At 72.7% G+C, this 17,118-nt stretch carries 17 protein-coding genes; 9 read left to right on the forward strand and 8 right to left on the reverse strand.

The window, feature by feature from the left end:
• Position 1 precedes the first annotated feature (1 nt).
• Both dtd and FHS13_RS00975 read right to left on the reverse strand, forming a co-directional pair.
• The gene (dtd, locus tag FHS13_RS00970; RefSeq protein WP_184285872.1) at positions 2-427 is read right to left on the reverse strand and encodes a D-aminoacyl-tRNA deacylase; all 426 of its coding nucleotides are present in this window, start codon (positions 425-427) and stop codon (positions 2-4) included.
• Positions 428-432: 5 nt separating this feature from the next.
• A complete protein-coding gene (locus tag FHS13_RS00975) occupies positions 433-2,280 on the reverse strand; it encodes a DUF2207 domain-containing protein (protein WP_184285875.1) in 1,848 nt (615 codons plus the stop codon).
• Positions 2,281-2,439: 159 nt separating this feature from the next.
• Here FHS13_RS00975 and FHS13_RS00980 point away from each other — a divergent pair, with 159 nt between their 5' ends.
• The 3 genes from FHS13_RS00980 (at position 2,440) to FHS13_RS00990 (ending at position 7,279) form a co-directional block, all read left to right on the forward strand.
• On the forward strand, positions 2,440-3,333 hold the full coding sequence (locus FHS13_RS00980) for a neutral zinc metallopeptidase (protein WP_184286646.1): 894 nt from the start codon (positions 2,440-2,442) through the stop codon (positions 3,331-3,333).
• 47 nt (positions 3,334-3,380) lie between these two features.
• On the forward strand, positions 3,381-4,361 hold the full coding sequence (locus tag FHS13_RS00985; protein WP_184285878.1) for a neutral zinc metallopeptidase: 981 nt from the start codon (positions 3,381-3,383) through the stop codon (positions 4,359-4,361).
• A 434-nt stretch (positions 4,362-4,795) separates the two neighbouring features.
• Positions 4,796-7,279: a hypothetical protein gene (locus FHS13_RS00990; protein ID WP_246404272.1), complete on the forward strand. Its 2,484-nt coding sequence runs from the start codon at positions 4,796-4,798 to the stop codon at positions 7,277-7,279.
• Here FHS13_RS00990 and FHS13_RS00995 read toward each other — a convergent pair.
• The 3 genes from FHS13_RS00995 to FHS13_RS01005 form a co-directional block, all read right to left on the reverse strand.
• Entirely contained in the window at positions 7,264-7,563 is a 300-nt protein-coding gene (locus FHS13_RS00995) for a DUF2516 family protein (RefSeq protein WP_184285881.1), read from the reverse strand. The two genes, FHS13_RS00990 and FHS13_RS00995, sit on opposite strands and share 16 nt — an antisense overlap.
• Positions 7,564-7,681: 118 nt before the next feature.
• Complete coding sequence (locus tag FHS13_RS01000; protein ID WP_184285884.1) at positions 7,682-8,620, reverse strand: M56 family metallopeptidase; 939 nt, start codon at positions 8,618-8,620, stop codon at positions 7,682-7,684.
• Between the two features lie 5 nt (positions 8,621-8,625).
• On the reverse strand, positions 8,626-8,988 hold the full coding sequence (locus tag FHS13_RS01005) for a BlaI/MecI/CopY family transcriptional regulator (protein ID WP_184285886.1): 363 nt from the start codon (positions 8,986-8,988) through the stop codon (positions 8,626-8,628).
• Between the two features lie 218 nt (positions 8,989-9,206).
• Between FHS13_RS01005 and FHS13_RS01010 the strand changes: the two genes are divergently transcribed.
• From FHS13_RS01010 to FHS13_RS01025, 4 genes are all read left to right on the forward strand, one after another.
• A complete protein-coding gene (locus FHS13_RS01010) occupies positions 9,207-10,190 on the forward strand; it encodes a YbgA family protein (RefSeq protein WP_184285890.1) in 984 nt (327 codons plus the stop codon).
• A 113-nt stretch (positions 10,191-10,303) separates the two neighbouring features.
• Entirely contained in the window at positions 10,304-11,608 is a 1,305-nt protein-coding gene (gene mshA, locus FHS13_RS01015) for a D-inositol-3-phosphate glycosyltransferase (protein ID WP_184285892.1), read from the forward strand.
• 53 nt (positions 11,609-11,661) lie between these two features.
• Positions 11,662-12,174 (forward strand): YbjN domain-containing protein, encoded by a 513-nt coding sequence (locus tag FHS13_RS01020; protein WP_184285895.1) that lies wholly within the window; start codon positions 11,662-11,664, stop codon positions 12,172-12,174.
• A gap of 63 nt (positions 12,175-12,237) precedes the next feature.
• The gene (locus tag FHS13_RS01025) at positions 12,238-12,984 is read left to right on the forward strand and encodes a phosphoglyceromutase (RefSeq protein ID WP_184285898.1); all 747 of its coding nucleotides are present in this window, start codon (positions 12,238-12,240) and stop codon (positions 12,982-12,984) included.
• A gap of 48 nt (positions 12,985-13,032) precedes the next feature.
• Here FHS13_RS01025 and FHS13_RS01030 read toward each other — a convergent pair whose 3' ends face one another.
• Both FHS13_RS01030 and FHS13_RS01035 read right to left on the reverse strand, forming a co-directional pair.
• Positions 13,033-13,395, reverse strand: coding sequence for a DsrE family protein (locus tag FHS13_RS01030; RefSeq protein ID WP_184285902.1), 363 nt, complete (start codon positions 13,393-13,395; stop codon positions 13,033-13,035).
• Between the two features lie 51 nt (positions 13,396-13,446).
• Positions 13,447-14,214, reverse strand: coding sequence for a GIDE domain-containing protein (locus FHS13_RS01035; protein WP_184285904.1), 768 nt, complete (start codon positions 14,212-14,214; stop codon positions 13,447-13,449).
• A 191-nt stretch (positions 14,215-14,405) separates the two neighbouring features.
• Here FHS13_RS01035 and FHS13_RS01040 point away from each other — a divergent pair, with 191 nt between their 5' ends.
• Both FHS13_RS01040 and ygfZ read left to right on the forward strand, forming a co-directional pair.
• Entirely contained in the window at positions 14,406-14,942 is a 537-nt protein-coding gene (locus tag FHS13_RS01040) for a nitrobindin family protein (RefSeq protein WP_184285907.1), read from the forward strand.
• 341 nt (positions 14,943-15,283) lie between these two features.
• A complete protein-coding gene (gene ygfZ / locus FHS13_RS01045; protein WP_184285909.1) occupies positions 15,284-16,306 on the forward strand; it encodes a CAF17-like 4Fe-4S cluster assembly/insertion protein YgfZ in 1,023 nt (340 codons plus the stop codon).
• A gap of 55 nt (positions 16,307-16,361) precedes the next feature.
• Here the strand turns inward: ygfZ and FHS13_RS01050 are convergent, their stop codons facing one another.
• Positions 16,362-17,045, reverse strand: coding sequence for a DUF4352 domain-containing protein (locus FHS13_RS01050; RefSeq protein WP_184285912.1), 684 nt, complete (start codon positions 17,043-17,045; stop codon positions 16,362-16,364).
• Positions 17,046-17,118: the final 73 nt, after the last annotated feature.

Genomic DNA, 17,118 nt, shown 5'->3' on the forward strand with positions numbered 1-17,118 from the left:
CTCAGACCTCGAGCAGGACGGTGAAGGGCCCCTCGTTGGTGAGGGAGACCGACATCATCGCCCCGAAGGACCCCGTGGCGACCGCGGCGCCCAGCGCGCGCAGCTCGCGGACCACCGCGTCGACGAGGGGCTCGGCGACGGGCCCCGGCGCGGCCGCCTGCCACGTGGGGCGGCGGCCCTTGCGGGCGTCGCCGTAGAGGGTGAACTGGCTGACCACCAGCAGCGGGGCACCGGTGTCGGAACAGGACCGCTCGTCCTCCAGGATCCGCAGCGTCCACAGCTTCCTGGCGAGCTTGGCCGCCTCGGCCCCGGTGTCGGTGTGGGTCACGCCGACCAGGACGGCCAGGCCGGGTTCGGTGATCTCCCCGACGGTCTCCCCGCCCACCGTCACCGACGCGTGCGACACACGCTGCACGACCGCGCGCATGGTCCCTACCTCCTCTGTCCCGACTGCTGGAACTGGTTGAGCACCCGCAGGCGGCGGGCGTTGGTGATGATGCCGGTCAGGGCGACCACGAACATGCGGATGGAGTCGGTGAAGTCGTCGATCCGCCACTCGCGGGGGCCGGTGTACCAGGCCAGGCCGTCCCCGGTGAGCTCCTCGGGGGTCAGGTCGGCAAGGGCGGCGGAGGCGAGGATGCCGGCCCACCTGTCGACGTCGTCGAAGATGACCGCGTACGCCAGGTAGCGCGAGTAGAGCTCGACCCTCTGGCCGGGCGGTGCGGTCTGCGCCCGGGGGCTGAGCAGGTAGTCGCGGAACCCGAGGGTGTGCGCGTACACCGTGCTGCCCAGCTTGGTCTTGGCGGGCATGTACTGGGCACCGACGGTCATCGCGGCGCCCGCGATGACCACGGCCAAGCCGGTGAACGCGGCGGTGGTGAACATCGCCAGGAGAACGGTGAGGAGCACGCCGGCGGCCGTGACGACCATGCCCGCGGTGCTCCAGCGGCCGCGCACCTGGCTGGGCGAGCGGGCGAACCACTTGAGCCGCACCATGTCCCGGTACAGCTCCTCGCGGACGCGGTCGATCCGGACGGGGAAGTCCGGGGAGACGCGGGAGGAGCCGAGCTGGGAGAGCCGCACCGTGCGGCTCTCCCCGAAGAGGGCGTCCAGCAGCAGCCACTCGGAGGGGAGCAGGGTCTCGTCGGGCGGGCCGTCCAGGCGGACCAGGCGCCAGTCCACGGAGGTGAAGTGCTCGTGCGGCAGCTCCTCCAGGCGGATGTAGCCGCGCACGGCCAGGTCGACGACGCTTCCGGTCAGGTCGGCGATGTCCACGCGCTCGTCGATGAGCGTGCCAATCTGCCCCGGATGGACGTCGTCGGGAGGGCTGAAGCGGAGCTCCCCGTGCTCGCCCTGCGCGACGGGCGCGTGGTCGCCCCGGGCCGCCTCGCGGCGCAGCGCGCGCTCGTCGCGGCCCCGGATCCGGATCAGCACGGCCAGGCCGCCCACGAGGACGGCGATCAGGAGGCCGAACACGCCCCCGGTCACCGGGGTGACCGCGAAGGCGGAGGCCAGCGACCAGCGGCGGGTGAGGATGGGCTCCCCTCCCGCGGTCCCCGGGGGGTAGTTGACGACGATGTCGAGGCGGTCGGAGGGTTCCATGTCGACCTGGAGGAAGTGCGCCACCGACTTCTCCGGTCCCATATCGGAGGCCGTGCAGTACATGGCGCTGCGCGGTTCCCCCGCCAGGCAGGAGAGCGCCTCGGGCGGCAGGGGCGCGGTGACGGTCACGTCGGTGGTCTCGACCGGATGGCTGTAGGCGCCGACCGCGCGCCATTCCATCTGGACACCGCCGGAGATCTCGCTGACGGTGCCGCCCACCCGGTAGGTGAGCACGGTCCCGTCGAGCCCTTCCGTGGGGACGGTCACCAGGAGGGCGCCGTTGCGGTGCTCGACCTCGGCCTCGAGTGCGTTTCCGTCGAGGGTCGTGGCCTCGATGCCGGTGATCTCGAACTCCCGGTCGTGCTCGGTGTCGTAGAGCATCGTCTCGGTGAGGGCGCGGGTGAAGGCGTCGGGAGCACCGCCCTCGAAGGTGATCACCTCCTCGGCACCGAGGACACCGGCACGGTCGAGGTCGAGCCGGATGCTGTTGGTGATCAGTGGTTCGGCCCCGGAGCGGTGTTCACCTCCGGCGGGTACTGTGGGGGCCGGTGCCGCAGCCGCCGCGGCGACGGCCGCCCCTCCCGGCCCCGCGGCCGCGGGCGCCGCGAAGAGCGGGAAGAACACGAAGAGGGCCGTCGCCACCGCGACGGCCAGGCGCCAGGAGCCGACCCACCACATGACGCGAGAGCCTATCCGGTCCCCCCGTACCCCGTGGTCCCCGGTGGTGCGCGCATCGCGCCGGCGGGGGCCGTGCGGTGAGGGGACGCAGAGGTGAGCCCGCGGTTCCGGCCGTCCGGCGCCGGCTACTGGTCCGAGCGCCCCGGATTCCTCCAGCAGATGGGGCTGGGTGTCTCGCTCTGCCTGGGCACTGGGCTGGCCGCCGTCGGGATGACCGGTTTCCTCGTGATCTCCTCGCTGCTGCAGTCGGCGGAACCCGCGTGGTCGCACCCCGCCGCGCACGGGTCGGTGACCGGGGCGGCGGCGGGAGCGGGAGCGGCGCAGGAGCGGCCGGCCGCGGACGGGCGCCCGGACGGGCTCCCCGGGGACAGCCCGCTGTACCGGGTGGGCGAGATCGGCGAGGTGACGTGCCGGGCGCCGGAGCTGGACCAGGAGGACCCCGAGTCGGTCGAGGCGTTCGCCCACGACATCGCGGACTGCCTGGACGACGCGTGGGGCTCCTACTTCGCGGAGGCGGGGATGGAGTTCTCCTCGCCCAACCGCGTGTACTGGCACACGGGGGGGCACAGCCCCTGCGGCGCCTTCCCCACCGAGGGCACGGCCGCGTTCTACTGCCAGGCCAACCACGGTCTCTACCTGGGCGTGGAGGACGTCGTGGCGGCGTCCGCGGGCAGCGGCCGGCCCGAGGCCTACACCTTCCTCCTCAGCCACGAGTACGGCCACCACGTGCAGGGCCAGGCACGCATCCTCGCGGAGTTCCACGAGGTCCGGGCCGGGGCCCCGCAGGACGAGGCCGATGAGCTGACCAGGCGCAAGGAGCTCCAGGCCAACTGCCTGGGGGGCGTGTTCCTGGGTGCCTCGGAGGACTCCCTGGGCTTCGGCGAGGAGGGACGGGAGAATATCCTCGACGACGTCGTCCGGCGTTCGGACCGCGGTGGCGGGCACACCCACGGTTCGGCCGACAACAGCAGGATGTGGACGGTGCACGGCATGGATCGCATGGACCCGGGGGCGTGCGACACCTGGGACGCTCCCGAGGAGCTCGTGCGGTGATGCGGGGGCCGGGACCGGGCCCCTGGTGAGAGGGCGGGCGGGCAGGAGTGTACGCAGGCTGGGAAGAGGCGCCCGGGGCGGAGGCCGCCCGCAGGGCGCGCCGGGTCGACGGGCGGGCGTTCGCGCTGGTGTCCGGCCTGCTGGCGGTCGTGCTCTCACTGGTCCTGCTGTCGTGGTCCGCGGGCGGTGAGGAGGACGCGGCGGGAGGCGGGGTCGCCGACGACGTGGGCGCTCCGCACGGGGGGCCGTCGGGCAGCAGCTCCGGAACGACGCTCCCGGGCGTCCCGGAGAAGCCCGTCCGCCCCTCGGGACAGGCGGCGCTGGTGGACAACCCGCTCTACGGGACCGGCCGGCTGACTCCGCGTCCGTGTCCGGTGCCGGAGCTGGACGTGGACGTCCCCGCCTCGGTGGAGGACTTCCTGCACACGGTGGCGGACTGCCTGGACGACGCCTGGAGCACCCAGTTCCAGCGGGCGGGGATCCCGTTCGAGCCTCCGGACCGGGTCTTCTGGACGGAGCCGGGGGTGAGCCCGTGCCGTCCCTATCCGTCGCAGGCGGGGGCGTTCTACTGCCGGGCGAGCACGAGCGTCTACATCGGTGTCTCGGACGTGGTGGAGAAGTGGAACGGCACGGAGGACGGCGTCGTGTACGCCTCCCTGCTCGCGCACGAGTACGCCCACCACGTGCAGGGGGAGTCGGGCCTGCTGGAGTACTACCACGAGCAGCGCGAGCTGGAGGCCGACGTCCTCGACCGCAACGCGTGGACGCGCCGCAGCGAGTTGCAGGCCAACTGCCTGGCCGGGGTCTTCCTCGGATCGGTGCGGGTGACCTATCCGCTGGACGGCACCGACCTGGAGATCCTGCTCGCCGACGCCAGGGCCACCTCCGACCGGGAGGGCGGGCCCGAGGAGGACCGCACGCACGGTTCGGCCGCCAACAGCGAGCGGTGGATGCTCACGGGGTGGCGGGAGCAGGCGCCGGGGGCGTGCAACACGTGGGAGCTGGAGGATTCCCCTCTGCTGGAATGAGGCTCCGGTCGGCCGCCGACCGGCGCCAACTGCTGCGCTCAGACACGTAGGCCCTGTTTTTCGGATCATCTCGGGCTGCACGGCCGCCAGGCGCCCCCTTGCAGCGCCGGAGAGCTTGCGAAGCCAACCAGGCTGAGCTGCGCTCCCCGCCTCGCAAGGGAACACCTGGCCGGCCGTTCGCCGGAGGATCGGCTCCGCCGATACGGCGAGAGCATCCAAAAAAACAGGGCCGAGGCCCTGTTTCTTGGATCAGCTCGGGCTGCACGGCCGCCAGGCGCCCCCTTGCAGCGCCGGAGAGCTTGCGAAGCCCGCCAGGCTGAGCTGCGCTCTCCGCCTTGCACGGGAACGCCTGGTCGGCCGTTCGCCGAGGAATTGGCTCCGCCGATACGGCGAGAGCATCCAAAAAACAGGGCCTGGCGTGGCAGGATGATTCCATGTCGGAACACGTCGGCCCCCTCGGCTCCCGTGGGACCGAGCCCCCTGCCGCCTCCCCTCCGTCCTCCGCCGTCTCCTCCGAGGCCTCCCGCATGTGCTCCTGCGGGCCCGGCCTGCCCCCGAACCCGGACCGCGGTGCCGAGGACGAGATCGTCCCCGGCTCCGCCGAGAACCAGTTGGACAGCGTCGAGCTGCGCGTGCACGGCGTCAGCGGCGGCCAGGCCGAGGAGCTCCTCGACGTGGAGCCCGCGATGCGGGTCGGCGGGGACCGCCTGGCCGGCTTCTTCCGGTGGCGCAGGGAGGCCGACACCGAGACCGTGCCGGGGGTGCGGCGGGAGATCTTCGCCTGGGGCAACCTGACCTCCGGCCGCTCCTCCCGGGCGCTCTGGCTCCTGCTGCTGCCGTTCATGCTGGTCAACGTGGCGTACTGGATGCGTCCGGGGTGCCAGGACCGGCCCGTGGCCGGCCTGGGCAAAATCGCCGACAACACCTACGGTGCGGCGGTGCGGTTGCTCGCCCTGACCCTGACCTCGCTCATCACCCTGGCGGTGGCCGGCATCGGCATGGACCTCGTGGCCTGGCAGTGCGCGGCGGGGCTCGGCCAGGAGTGCGCGCGCGTCCGGCCGTGGCTGTCGTTCCTGGCCTCGCACTCGTCGGCGCTGTCGGCCACCGGCCCCGCCCTCCTGGTGGGCGCCCTGATGCCGGCCACGGTGGTGGCGGTGCTGTGGAGGCTGTCGCGGCGCACCGCCGCCGACTACGAGGTGGTGACCGCCGCGGCCCCGCCCGTGCACAGCCGGGAAGCGCCGCTGAGCGACCCCGACTTCTGGCGCAACAGCGAGATCATGGCGCGCCTGCGCTCGGCGCACGTGTCGGTGGCGATCGGCACGGTCGTGATCCTGCTCCTCCTGCCCGCCCTGCGGTACGACCTCGCCCGGCGCGAGCAGTTCCCCGGCACGCTGCCCGAGCTGCTGGGTGCGGCCGTGGAGCCCTGGGTGGCGGGCTCGCTCCTGGTGGTGCTGCTGGCGGCGGTGGTCACCGCGAGCGCGCTGAGCGTCCTCGTCCCCGGCGTGGACCCGCGCTGGAACGTGCGGGCCGACCGGTTCTGCCGCGTGCTGCGCGACGCCGCCCTGCTGCTCGCCGCGGTCGCCGCCGGGTACACGCTGTGGCCCCGGCCCGGCTGGGAGGCCGTGGGGCAGCTGCCGGGGCACTCCGTGCTGCTCGGCACCCTGTTCGCGGCCCAGTCGGGGCTGGTGCTGCTGGCCCTGGTGGCCGCGGCGGTGCTGCACACGACGGAGCGGGCCCCGGAGGGCGCGGCGATGTACGGCCTCGCGGGGCCGGCCACGGCGGCTCTGGGCGCGCTCCTGGGCAGCGCCTTCTCGGCCGCCGTCGTCTACCAGGGCTCGCTGTGGCTGAGCGGGTGCGGCCCGCTCACCCCCGACGGGGCGGCCTGCCTGCCGCTGTCCCCGCCGGCCGCCTACTCCTGGGTCCAGCTGGCGATCGCCCTGGAGGGGGCGATCGCGGTCCTGGTCCTGGCCTTCCTCGCCCTGCGGCTGCGCCGGGGCACCCGGGCGCACCTGCTCCAGGTCACCAGGGAGTACGAGCGCAGCGCGCGCGACCTCCGCACGTGGCACATCGCGGAGGCGCGGGCGCTGGGCCGGATGACCGAGGTGCTGCCCGCGGTCCTGGCCGCCCTCCTGCTCCCGGCCGCGGCCCTGGCCGGGCTCGTGCTCTACTCGGCGCTGTCGGGGAACCTGGCCGCCGACGGCCCCGTTCCGGCCGCCGGCGGGGCGCTCGGGGTCGCGCAGGGGGTGGTGTCGGTGCTGATCGGGGCGGGCTCCCTGCTGGGCGGGGCCTCCCTGGTGGCGCTGGCGTGGATCGGCCACGGCGCCTACCGGGACCGGCCGACCCGCCAGGCGGTGGGCGCCCTGTGGGACGTGGGGACGTTCTGGCCGCGGGTGGCGCACCCGCTGGCACCGCCCTCCTACGCGGAGCGGGCCGTCCCGCAGCTCGTGGCGCGGGTGGCGCGGATGACGCGGGAGGGCACCAGGGTGGTCCTGTCCGGGCACTCCCAGGGGTCGGTGCTGGCGGCGGCCACGGTGTGGCAGCTGCCCGACGACTGCCTGGGCCGGGTCGCGCTCGTCACGCACGGCTCTCCGCTGGACCGGCTGTACGCACGCTACTTCCCCGCCTACTTCGGGCCGGTGCCCTTCGCCGACCTCCAGGGGCGGCTGGCCGACTGGCGCAATCTGTGGCGGACCACCGACGCGATCGCCGGACCGGTGCGGGTCCGCTCCGGTCCGGGCGGCACCGGCACCGTCGGGCCCGACGAGTCCCTGCCCGACCCCCGCAACTACGACGCCCCGCCGGGCGAGGCCCGGCGGCCGGAGATCATGGGCCACTCCTGCTACACGGACGACCCCGCCTACGCCGAGGCGCTCCGGGAGTCGCTGGACTCGCTGGAGGAGGCCTACCAGGGGCCGTAGGGGCCCTGGTTCCTGCCACCGCCCACACCCTTGACGGCGGGGCGCACGTCCAGCAGGAAGATGAGGGTGGCGACCAGGCCGAGAATGACGAACATGCCGGTGCCCGAGAACACCGCGAGGGCGGACAGACCGGTGGCGACACCGGTGAGGATCACCCACAGCTTCTTGGTCTGCTTGTCCATGAGCTCGAAGGCCGCAGCCGGTGTCCGGAGAGCCTCGATCAGCGCGAAGAGGCTGGCCACGAAGGTGACCAGGTAGATGAGCTGCCAGATCAGTCCGAACACAACACACTCCCGACGAGGTCTCGAGCGGGGATCCGCCCGCTCTCCACGGTAAACGGATCGGCGTCCCGAATCGTGCCCGCCGTTACCGGGATCACCCTCCGCGGGCACCGCTTCCCGGTCAGATCGGGATGTGCCAGAGGCAGGTGACCGCGGCCAGGAGGAAGGCGGAGGCGCCCATGACGACCGCGCCCGCGTGGTAGGAGAGCTCCTCGTGCGGGTGCAGGAGGCGGTTGACCCGCAGCACCACGCCGGGCTCGGCGACGGCTGCCAGCGCACCGGCGGGCACCGGCGCCGGCCCGGCCGCGCCGAAGCGCAGCAGCGCCATCGCCAGCTCGCGCGAGGTGCTCTTGCGCCGGGCCTGGTCGTCGGCGCACATCTCGATGAGCAGGGCGACGGTCTCGTAGTAGGTGCGCACCAGGCGCACCCTGGGGAAGGCGCGCTTGAGGGAGGAGAAGGGCAGCAGCACGAGGTCGTGGCGCTCGCGCAGGTGCGCCTGCTCGTGGGCCAGGACCGCGGCCAGCTCGCGGTTGTCGAGGACCGCGAGCGCTCCGGCGCTGATGACGACCTGGGAGCGGAGCACACCGGGCAGGCAGTACGCGGCGGCGGCGGGGTGGTCGACCACGCGGGCGCCGGGTACGTCGGGGTGGTCGCTGGAGACCAGCTGGAGAAGGTCGTAGTGGCGCCTCCGGACACGGATCACGTGGACGAAGGAGGAGACCAGTCCGCAGAAGAGCACGAGGGTGAGCACCACCGCGAGGACGACCGCCGCGATGTGGCTGATGCCCTCGGCACCCTGGGAGAGCTCGGAGATGATGAGGTTCCCGGTGACGATGTCCTCGGCCAGGGCCATGAGGCCCGCGGCCGCGCCGAGCTGGTAGGAGGAGAGACCGAAGGCCAGGAGCGCGCCGATGGTGGAGACTCCCCACGCCAGGCCGAGTGCCTGCCAGGCGATCACTGCCGTGTAGGGCCCCCGGGAGGGCCACTTCGCCCGGTGGAGGAGCTCCATGGCGATGAGGCAGCCAACCGATACAAGTATGAGGAGGGCGGCACTGACCATACGGACTAGTTCCTTGGCTGCTCGATTTCCGCGAGTGCGCGCCGGAGCGCGTCAGCCCCCTTGCCGTCCATCGACTGGACGAAGGCGGCCAGAGCTGCGTCGCGGTCCCCCGTCTGCCCGAGCGCGTCGAACATCAGCTCGGAGACGTAGGATTCCCGGCTGGCAGCCGGACGGTACCGCCACGCACGTCCTTCACGTGCCCGGGTGACGACCTTCTTCTTGGCGAGCCTGTCGAGCACGGTCATGACGGTCGTGTGCGCCAGGTCTCGCTCCGAGAGAGCTTTGCCCACCTCACGAACCGTCATTGGTTCATCCCTTGCCCACAGTACATCCATCACCGCACGTTCGAGTTCGCCGAGCCGATTCATGCTTTCGAGTCTACTTGCGGTCGTACTACAGGCTGTCGTACCCCCAGGTTAATCCCTCATGGCCCGAAGGACAGGGTCCTAGGACCCCCGTCCCAGGACTTTCGGAAGCTGCCTTCGGCCCTTCCCCTCAGCGCCCTCGGCCCTCCCCGCGGCGGATCGGTACCGGATCGGGCACCCTGCGAGGGGTCCGACCTGCGAATACGGGTATCCAACACCACATGAGAGGGCACGAGAAGCACGAGGAGGAGGCTCTGGGCCGGCCCCGCGTCGGGGTGTCCAGCTGTCTGCTCGGCGCACCGGTCCGCTACAACGGGGGACACTGCCGCTTCCGCTTCCTCACCGAGGAGCTGTCGCCGTACGTGGACTGGCTGCCGGTCTGCCCCGAGGCCGAGATCGGGCTGGGCGTCCCCCGCCCGACGCTGCGGTTGCAGCGGCGCGCCGGCTCCGACCGGGTGGTCGGCGCGCGCGACGGGAGCGACCACACCGAGGAGCTGGCCGCCGTCGCCGACAAGCACCTGGACGGGCTCCGCCGGCTGGACGGCTACGTGCTCAAGCACAAGTCGCCGAGCTGCGGCATGTTCGCCCTGCCGGTCTTCGACGAGGAGGGCCACCGCGTGGGCGGCAGGGGCAGGGGCGCGTTCACCTCCCGCCTGGCGGAACTGGTGCCCGGGCTCCCCATGGAGGAGCAGGGGCGCCTGTCCGACCCGTCGCTGCGCGAGGCGTTTGTCGAGCGGCTGTTCGCCCACGCCAGGCTGCGCGAGCTGTGGGAGTCGGACTGGAGGCCGCGCGACCTGGTCGGCTTCCACTCCCGGCACAAGATCCAGCTCATGGCCCACACCCCGGAGGGCTACCGCGAGACGGGGAGGATCGCCGCCCGGGCGGGGGCGTGGGACCGGGACCGCACCGTGCGCGAGTACACGGACGCCTTCCGGCGCGCACTCGCGGTGCCGGCCGGTCGGGGAAGGCACGCCAACGCGCTCCAGCACGTGTTCGGCATGATCGGCCCGCTCCTGGACGGCAGCCGCAGGAAGGATCTGCTCGCCGCCGTCGAGGACTACAGGAGGGGGCAGGTGCCGCTGAGCCTGCCGGTGGCCCTGCTGCGGCACCACTGCGACGCCGAGGAGGTGGCCTGGGCCTGCCGGCAGACCTACCTGCGTCCCTATCCGGACTCCCTGGGGCTCCGCCACCCCGTGGCGGTCTGAGCCCCGACTCCCTCCACCCGGACCGTGACCCGCTGTGCCGATGCACGGGAACAGTGTGTACCTTCTTCGCTGTTGTCCTCAGCGGCGTACACACGAACTGGGAGGAATCACCGGTGTCCGGAATCGTTCCCGCGGACGGGCGGACCGCGGTTCCGTCCCGCGTCGCCACCGTCAGCCTGCACACCTCCCCGCTCGACCAGCCCGGTACCGGCGACGCCGGCGGTCTCAACGTGTACGTGGTCGAGGTGGCCCGGCGCATGGCCGAGCGCGGTGTGGCCGTGGACGTGTTCACCCGGGCCACCGCCCCCGACCTGCCCCCGGTGGTGGAGCTCGCTCCGGGCGTCAGCGTTCGGCACGTGCCCGCCGGGCCCTACGGCCGCATGGACAAGCACGCCCTCGCCGACCACCTGTGCCCCTTCGTCTTCGGCATGCTGCGCGCCGAGGCCCAGGGAGATCCCGGACACTACGACCTCGTGCACGGGCACTACTGGCTGTCCGGGCGCGCCGGGGTGATGGCCGCCCGCCGCTGGGGGGTCCCCCTGGTGCAGTCCATGCACACCATGGCCCGGGTCAAGAACGCCTCCCTCGCCGAGGGCGACGCCCCCGAGCCCGAGCTGCGGGTGCGCGGGGAGGACCAGCTCGTCCACCAGGCCGACCGGCTCATCGCCAACACCGAGGACGAGGCCCGCCAGCTGCGGGAGCACTACGGCGCCCGGGAGAGCCGGATCAGCGTTATTCCGCCCGGGGTGGACCTGGAGGTCTTCACCCCCGGAGCGCGCCGCGAGGCGCTCACGCGCATCGGCCTGCCCGCCGACACCGAGCTGCTGCTGTTCGTGGGGCGCGTGCAGCGGCTCAAGGCCCCCGACGTGCTCGTCCGCGCCGCCGCGGAGCTGCTGGAGCGCGACCCGTCGCTGCGTTCACGCCTGGTCGTGGGCGTGGTGGGCGGCCTGTCCGGCGCCGGGATGCACGAGCCGCGGATGCTCGCCGACCTGGCCCGGTCGCTGGGGGTGGCCGACGTGGTGCGGATGGAGCCGCCGCAGAGCCGCGAGCGCCTGGCCGACTACTACCGGGCGGCCACCGCGACGGTCGTACCTTCCCACTCGGAGTCCTTCGGCCTCGTCGCCGTGGAGTCCCAGGCCTGCGGGACCCCGGTGGTCGCCGCCCGGGTCGGCGGCCTGGGCACCGCCGTGGCGGACGGCCGCTCGGGGATCCTCGTGGAGGGGCACGACCCCGCCGACTACGCGGCGGTCCTGCACCGCATGATCACCGAGCCGGCCTGGCGGGCGCACCTGGCGGAGGCGGCGCCCGCCCACGCCGCGACCCTGGGCTGGGAGCGGACGGTGGACTCGCTGCTCGCCGTGTACGGCGAGAGCCTCGCCCCGCACGCGGATCCCCTTCCCCTCGCGGCCGGCCGGTGACGCGGGGCGCTACCGTCGGTCGGGAGAGGCGAGGGAACGGGAGGAGCTGCGACGTGGGGACCAGGACGGCGCGCGAGGCCGCGGCCGAGGCGATCATCGAGTCGGTGGCCGAGGCGGGCCTGGAGGTGGAGCGCCCCCGGGAGGGGTCGTTCCTGGTGACCCTGCCGGGCAAGGCCAAGCTCAAGACCCTGGTATGGCTGGAGGTCGGTCCGCACAGCCTCACCCTCACGTCGTTCTTCTGCCGGCAGCCGGACGAGAACGCCGCCGAGTTCTACCTGTGGCTCATGCAGAAGAACTCGGACATGTACGGAATGGCGTTCGCGGCCGACGAGGTCGGCGACGTGTACATCCGGGGGCGCCTGCCGCTGGAGGGCGTCACCCCCGACGAGGTCGACCGCCTGCTGGGGTGCGTGCTCACCTACTCGGACGAGAACTTCAACGGCGCCCTGGAGCGCGGCTTCGCGTCGGCGATCCGCAAGGAGTGGAAGTGGCGGGCCGAGCGCGGCCACGACATGCGCAACCTGCGGGCCTTCGCCCATCTGGTGGACACCGGGACCGACGCCTGAGAAAGGCCCCGCCAAGGGCCGGGCGGCTCCCGTGGGGGAGGGGCAAGTGGCTAGGCTTGCCCCATGGGAACTCTGGTACTGCTTCGGCACGGTGAGAGCGTCTGGAACGCCAAGGGCCTGTTCACCGGATGGGTGGACGTGGAACTCTCCCCCACCGGCAAGGAGGAGGCCCGCCGCGGCGGCGAGCTCCTCAAGGAGGCCGGTGTCACACCGGACATCCTGCACACCTCGCTGCTCAAGCGCGCCATCCACACCGCGCAGATCGTCCTGGACGCCGCCGACCTGCACTGGCTCCCGGTCCAGCGCTCGTGGCGCCTCAACGAGCGCCACTACGGCGCCCTCCAGGGCAAGGACAAGGCGCAGACCCGCGAGGAGTACGGCGAGGAGCAGTTCATGATCTGGCGCCGCTCCTACGACACGCCTCCGCCGCCCATCGCCGACGACGACCCCTGGTCCCAGGCCGGGGACACCCGCTACAACGAGCTGCCGCCGGAGCTCATGCCGCGCACCGAGTGCCTCAAGGACGTCCTGGAGCGCACCCTGCCGTACTGGTACGACCAGATCGTCCCCGATCTGGCCGTGGGCAAGACGGTCATGGTCGCCGCACACGGCAACTCGCTGCGTGCGCTGGTCAAGCACCTGGACGGGATCAGCGACACCGACATCGCCGGGCTGAACATCCCCACCGGCATCCCGCTGGTGTACGAGCTGGACGAGCGGTTCGAGCCGACCAACCCGGGCGGCACCTACCTCGACCCGAAGGCCGCCGAGGCCGCCATCCAGGCCGTCGCCAACCAGGGCAAGAAGTAGCCCTCCCCCGCTCCCCGTGCCCGTACCGCCCCGGCGGTGCGGGCACCGTCAGTAGACGAGGGCCTGGGCGCCGTCGCGCAGGGTCTCCTCGACGAAGGCCGCCGCGCCGGCGATGCGGACCCCCGCGACCAGGTCCTCCTCCGTGAGCCCGCGGCGGGCGGCGCACTGGGTGCACAGGGTCACCCGTCCCGCGGCGAGCACGGTGTCGAGCAGGTCCTCCAGGGGGGCCGCGTGCGGAAGGGAGAACTCCGCGGCGCGGCCGGGAACGGCGAACCACGCGGACTCGCCGGTCAGCCACAGGGAGACGTCCACCCCCGCCGCCACGGCCGCGGCAGCGACCGTGAAGGCCTGGTTGCAGCGCTCGGGATCGTTGTCGCCTGCGGTGATCTTGATCACCAGGGAACGAGACATGGCGGTCAGCCTACCCCCTGCCCCGAGGGGGTTCGAGGGGACGGGAAGCGGTCACACGCCCGCGAGCAGGAGCAGGACCGCGCCCGCCGCGGCGCACAGGAGGGCGGCGGCGGTCAGGGCGACCGCCTCGACGCGCCGGGGGGAGTCGCGCCGGGGCCGGTCGGCCGCGTCGTGCTCCACGAGCAGCTTCCCGCCCTCGGAGGCGGTCATCACCACGTGGCCGTCGCGGACCCGCAGCGTGCCGGTGACGCGCACGCGCACGCCGGGGCGGATCACCCACTCGCGGTACTCGAACTCGATGGTCTCGCCGCGGAAGACGCCCGAGATACGGCCCCGCACGCGCGGAAGCAGGTCGTCGGCGGGTGAGGCCACCCCCGGCTGCGGGCGTCCGACCACGCGCTGGAGGCACAGCTCGGCGTCGCCGGGGCGGGTGTCGCCCGGGTCGACGAGGACGCGGGCACCGTCCGGGGACTGCCCGGGGGCGACCAGGCCGAACAGCTCCTCGGAGCCGTAGTCCGCGATGGAGTCGCAGGTGCGCTCGCGGACGGTTCCCTCCTTGCCGAGCGGCATGTAGTGGCGCAGCACCTCGTGGCCGTGCCAGACGCAGTCCACCCCGGCCAGTCCGGAGGCGACGGTCCCGCCGGGGCCGGGGGCGGCGACACCGGTGAGCGTGACACGCCTGCCCGCGTGCCGGGCCAGCTCCGCGGGCCTGAGGAGGGCCAGGCCGCGCTGGCGCCGCCACCGCCGCAGGGCGAGGAGTGCGAGTGGCAGGAGAACGACCGCGGCCGCGAGGAGTACCCAACCGATGAGCAGTAACACAGGCCGCCCCTTGGAGCATGTCGGAGGTCAGACGACAGCGGCGGGCGTTTCGTGCACCCCGTGGCCACACCGCACAGGTGACCATCTTTACCAGTTCTCCGGGAAAGCGGGGCCAATTGGGCGTGTCCAGTCCCCCACCCCGGGGTGGCGGTGGCCGCGGGCCCGCCCGGTCGGCGCTACGCTCAGAGGTTATGCACGCTGATGTACACCCCGATCTGGCAAAGCTGTCCTTCCTGATCGGCCGCTGGGAGGGCGTCGGCGTCGCCGGTTACGCCGACGTGGAGGAGTTCCAGTTCGGCCAGGAGATCGAGTTCGCCCATCGCCCCGGTCTGCCCTACCTGAGCTACAGCGGCAAGGCCTGGCGGATGCAGCCCGACGGAACCCTGGGTGAGCTGATCACCGAGGAGTCGGGGTACTGGCGAGCGCTCTCCGAGGAGGACACCGCCCAACGCGACAAGGACGAACCTGTCGTTCACCTGGAAGTACTCGTCACGCACAACGAGGGCTTCATCGAGTCGTACGTGGGCAACGTGTTCGCGCACCGGGTCGAGATGGCCACCGACGCGGTGCTGCACACCCCGACGGGCCTCGACGTGACGGCCTCGCACCGGCTGTACGGCCTGTTCGGCGACAACCGGGAGACCCTGGGCTACGCGTGGGACCTGGCCGCGAGGGGGCACAAGCTGCGCTCCTACATGTCCGCGCAGCTGAAGCGGGCGGCCCAGTAGGCAGGACGAACCCCGGGCTGCTTCCCGCCGGTGCGGCGGGGCCGGTCGGACAAGTTCCGGCAGCCCGGGGTCCGGGTGTCCGTCTGGTATTCGCCGCGAACGACGCCGATGCGTCGTCCTAGCGGACGGACACCTCGCAAGTCCTGGGAGAAATCATCTTCCGGACCACCTCCTTTCCTGCGTGACACCGACAGTACGTCGCGGTTCGAGTCGCGGGCAAATGTTTTTTCTGTGGCCATCGCCGCAGGCAGCGGGGGAATGCGGGGCCGGGACGGCACGGGCTGCGGGGCGCCGCGCAGCGGGGCGGATGTCCGCGCCGCACATGACCTAGTCTCGGCGGTATGACTTCGCCGCTGTTGAGCACACCGGGCGCCGTGAGCGCCGAGGCCCCCGACTCCGGAGTCGCCGCGCACTACGGGGACCCCGCCCATGAGGGACGCGCCATCGAGCGTTCGAGCGCGTGGGTCGACCGCAGCAACCGGGACGTCGTCCGTGTGAGCGGGCCCGACCGCCTCAACTGGCTCAACGACCTCACGAGCCAGCTCACCAAGGACCTGGCACCGGGCACCGCCACCGAGGCCCTCGTCCTCGACAACCGCGGGCACCTGCGCCACCACCTGTCCCTCGTCGAGGACGGCGAGGCGGTGTGGATCCACACCGAGCCGGGCCAGGGCGCGGAACTGGCGCGTTTCCTGGACTCCATGCGGTTCATGCTGCGCGTCGAGGTGGAGGACCTCGGCGGCTCCCGCTCGGTGCTCACCGTTCTGGGACCCCAGCGGGCCTCGGTGATCGAGTCCGTCGCCCCGGAGGACACGCCGGTGCGTGCCGCCGAGGACCAGACCGACCTGTTCGTGCCCTCGGAGCGGCTGGTGGAGACCGCCGAGGCCCTCACCGCGGCGGGCGCCCGCCCGGCCGGGATGTGGCCCTACGAGGCCCACCGGATCGAGCACCACCGGGTGCGCCCGGGGCTCGACACCGACGAGCGCACCATTCCGCACGAGGTCGACTGGGTCGGCCGCGCCGTGCACCTGGAGAAGGGCTGCTACCCGGGCCAGGAGACGGTCGCCCGCGTGCACAACCTGGGGCGCCCGCCGCGCCGCCTGGTGATGCTGCACCTGGACGGCACCGCCGAGCGGCTGCCGGCGGTGGGCAGCCCGATCGAGCTGGACGGGCGTGCGATCGGCCGCGTGGGCAGCTCGGCCCGCCACCACGAACTGGGCCCGATCGCCCTGGGTGTGGTCAAGCGGACGGCCCCGGTGGACGCCGACCTGGTGGTCGACGGCATCGCCGCGGGCCAGGAGGTCGTGGTCGACCCGGACACGGGCGCCAACGCCCGGATCACCCTCCGGCGCCGCCCCCGGTGACCGCCGGCTGCCGCGCCTCCCCTTGCGGAGGGGGCGCGGCCGCACAGCACACGGCCTAAGCGGGTTCGAGCGGGCTGACGCCGCCGACCATGATCCGGCTGAACTCGGTCCCCACCGGCGCCAGGAAGAGGATGTGCGTCGTGACGGTCTCGCCCGGGTTGACCTCGTCCCAGAAGTAGTCCCAGGCGACCGTGTACTCGGCGTCGGGGTCGTGCGCGAAGGTCCGCCCGTCCACGGCGGTCCCTGTGGTGCCGTAGGTGTCGAAGATGCTCGGCCCCGCCCCCTGGTTGGTGACGTTCAACCGGTAGACGTGGTACTCCATGCCGGCCGGAGCGGTGGCGTAGGAGCCCATGCCGTCCGTGACGGTGGGATCGGTGTACCCGGTCTCCACTGTCACGAGGAAGTCGCCGAACACCGTGGAGGAGCCGTTGTAGGACTCGGGCGGGGCACTCACGGTGGGCTCGGGAGCCTGCGGTGGCGGAGCGGGTTCCGGTTCGGCCTCCGGGGGCGAGGGTTCCTCCGTCTCCTGCGGTCCCCCGCTCTCCTCGGGTTCCTCCGCCCCGTCCTCGGCCTGCTCCGAGGTGCGCTCCCCCACCACGACCTGGACGGTGGGCATCGGTACCGAGTTCAGGGCGATCGCGGTGGTGATGCAGCCCGCTCCGGCAAGGAGCACCGCGGCGGGGACGGCGACGGCTCTCAGGACCCGCCCGGGCCCGTGGGGACTCTTGCCGGTGCTCATACAAATGAGACGCAGATCACTCCTGATTCATTCCCCGGTCGGCCCTCCGAGGAAGAGACCGGGCCGGTCCCCA

It is taken from the genome of Nocardiopsis algeriensis (assembly GCF_014203695.1).
In the GTDB taxonomy this organism is placed as follows: domain Bacteria; phylum Actinomycetota; class Actinomycetes; order Streptosporangiales; family Streptosporangiaceae; genus Nocardiopsis; species Nocardiopsis algeriensis.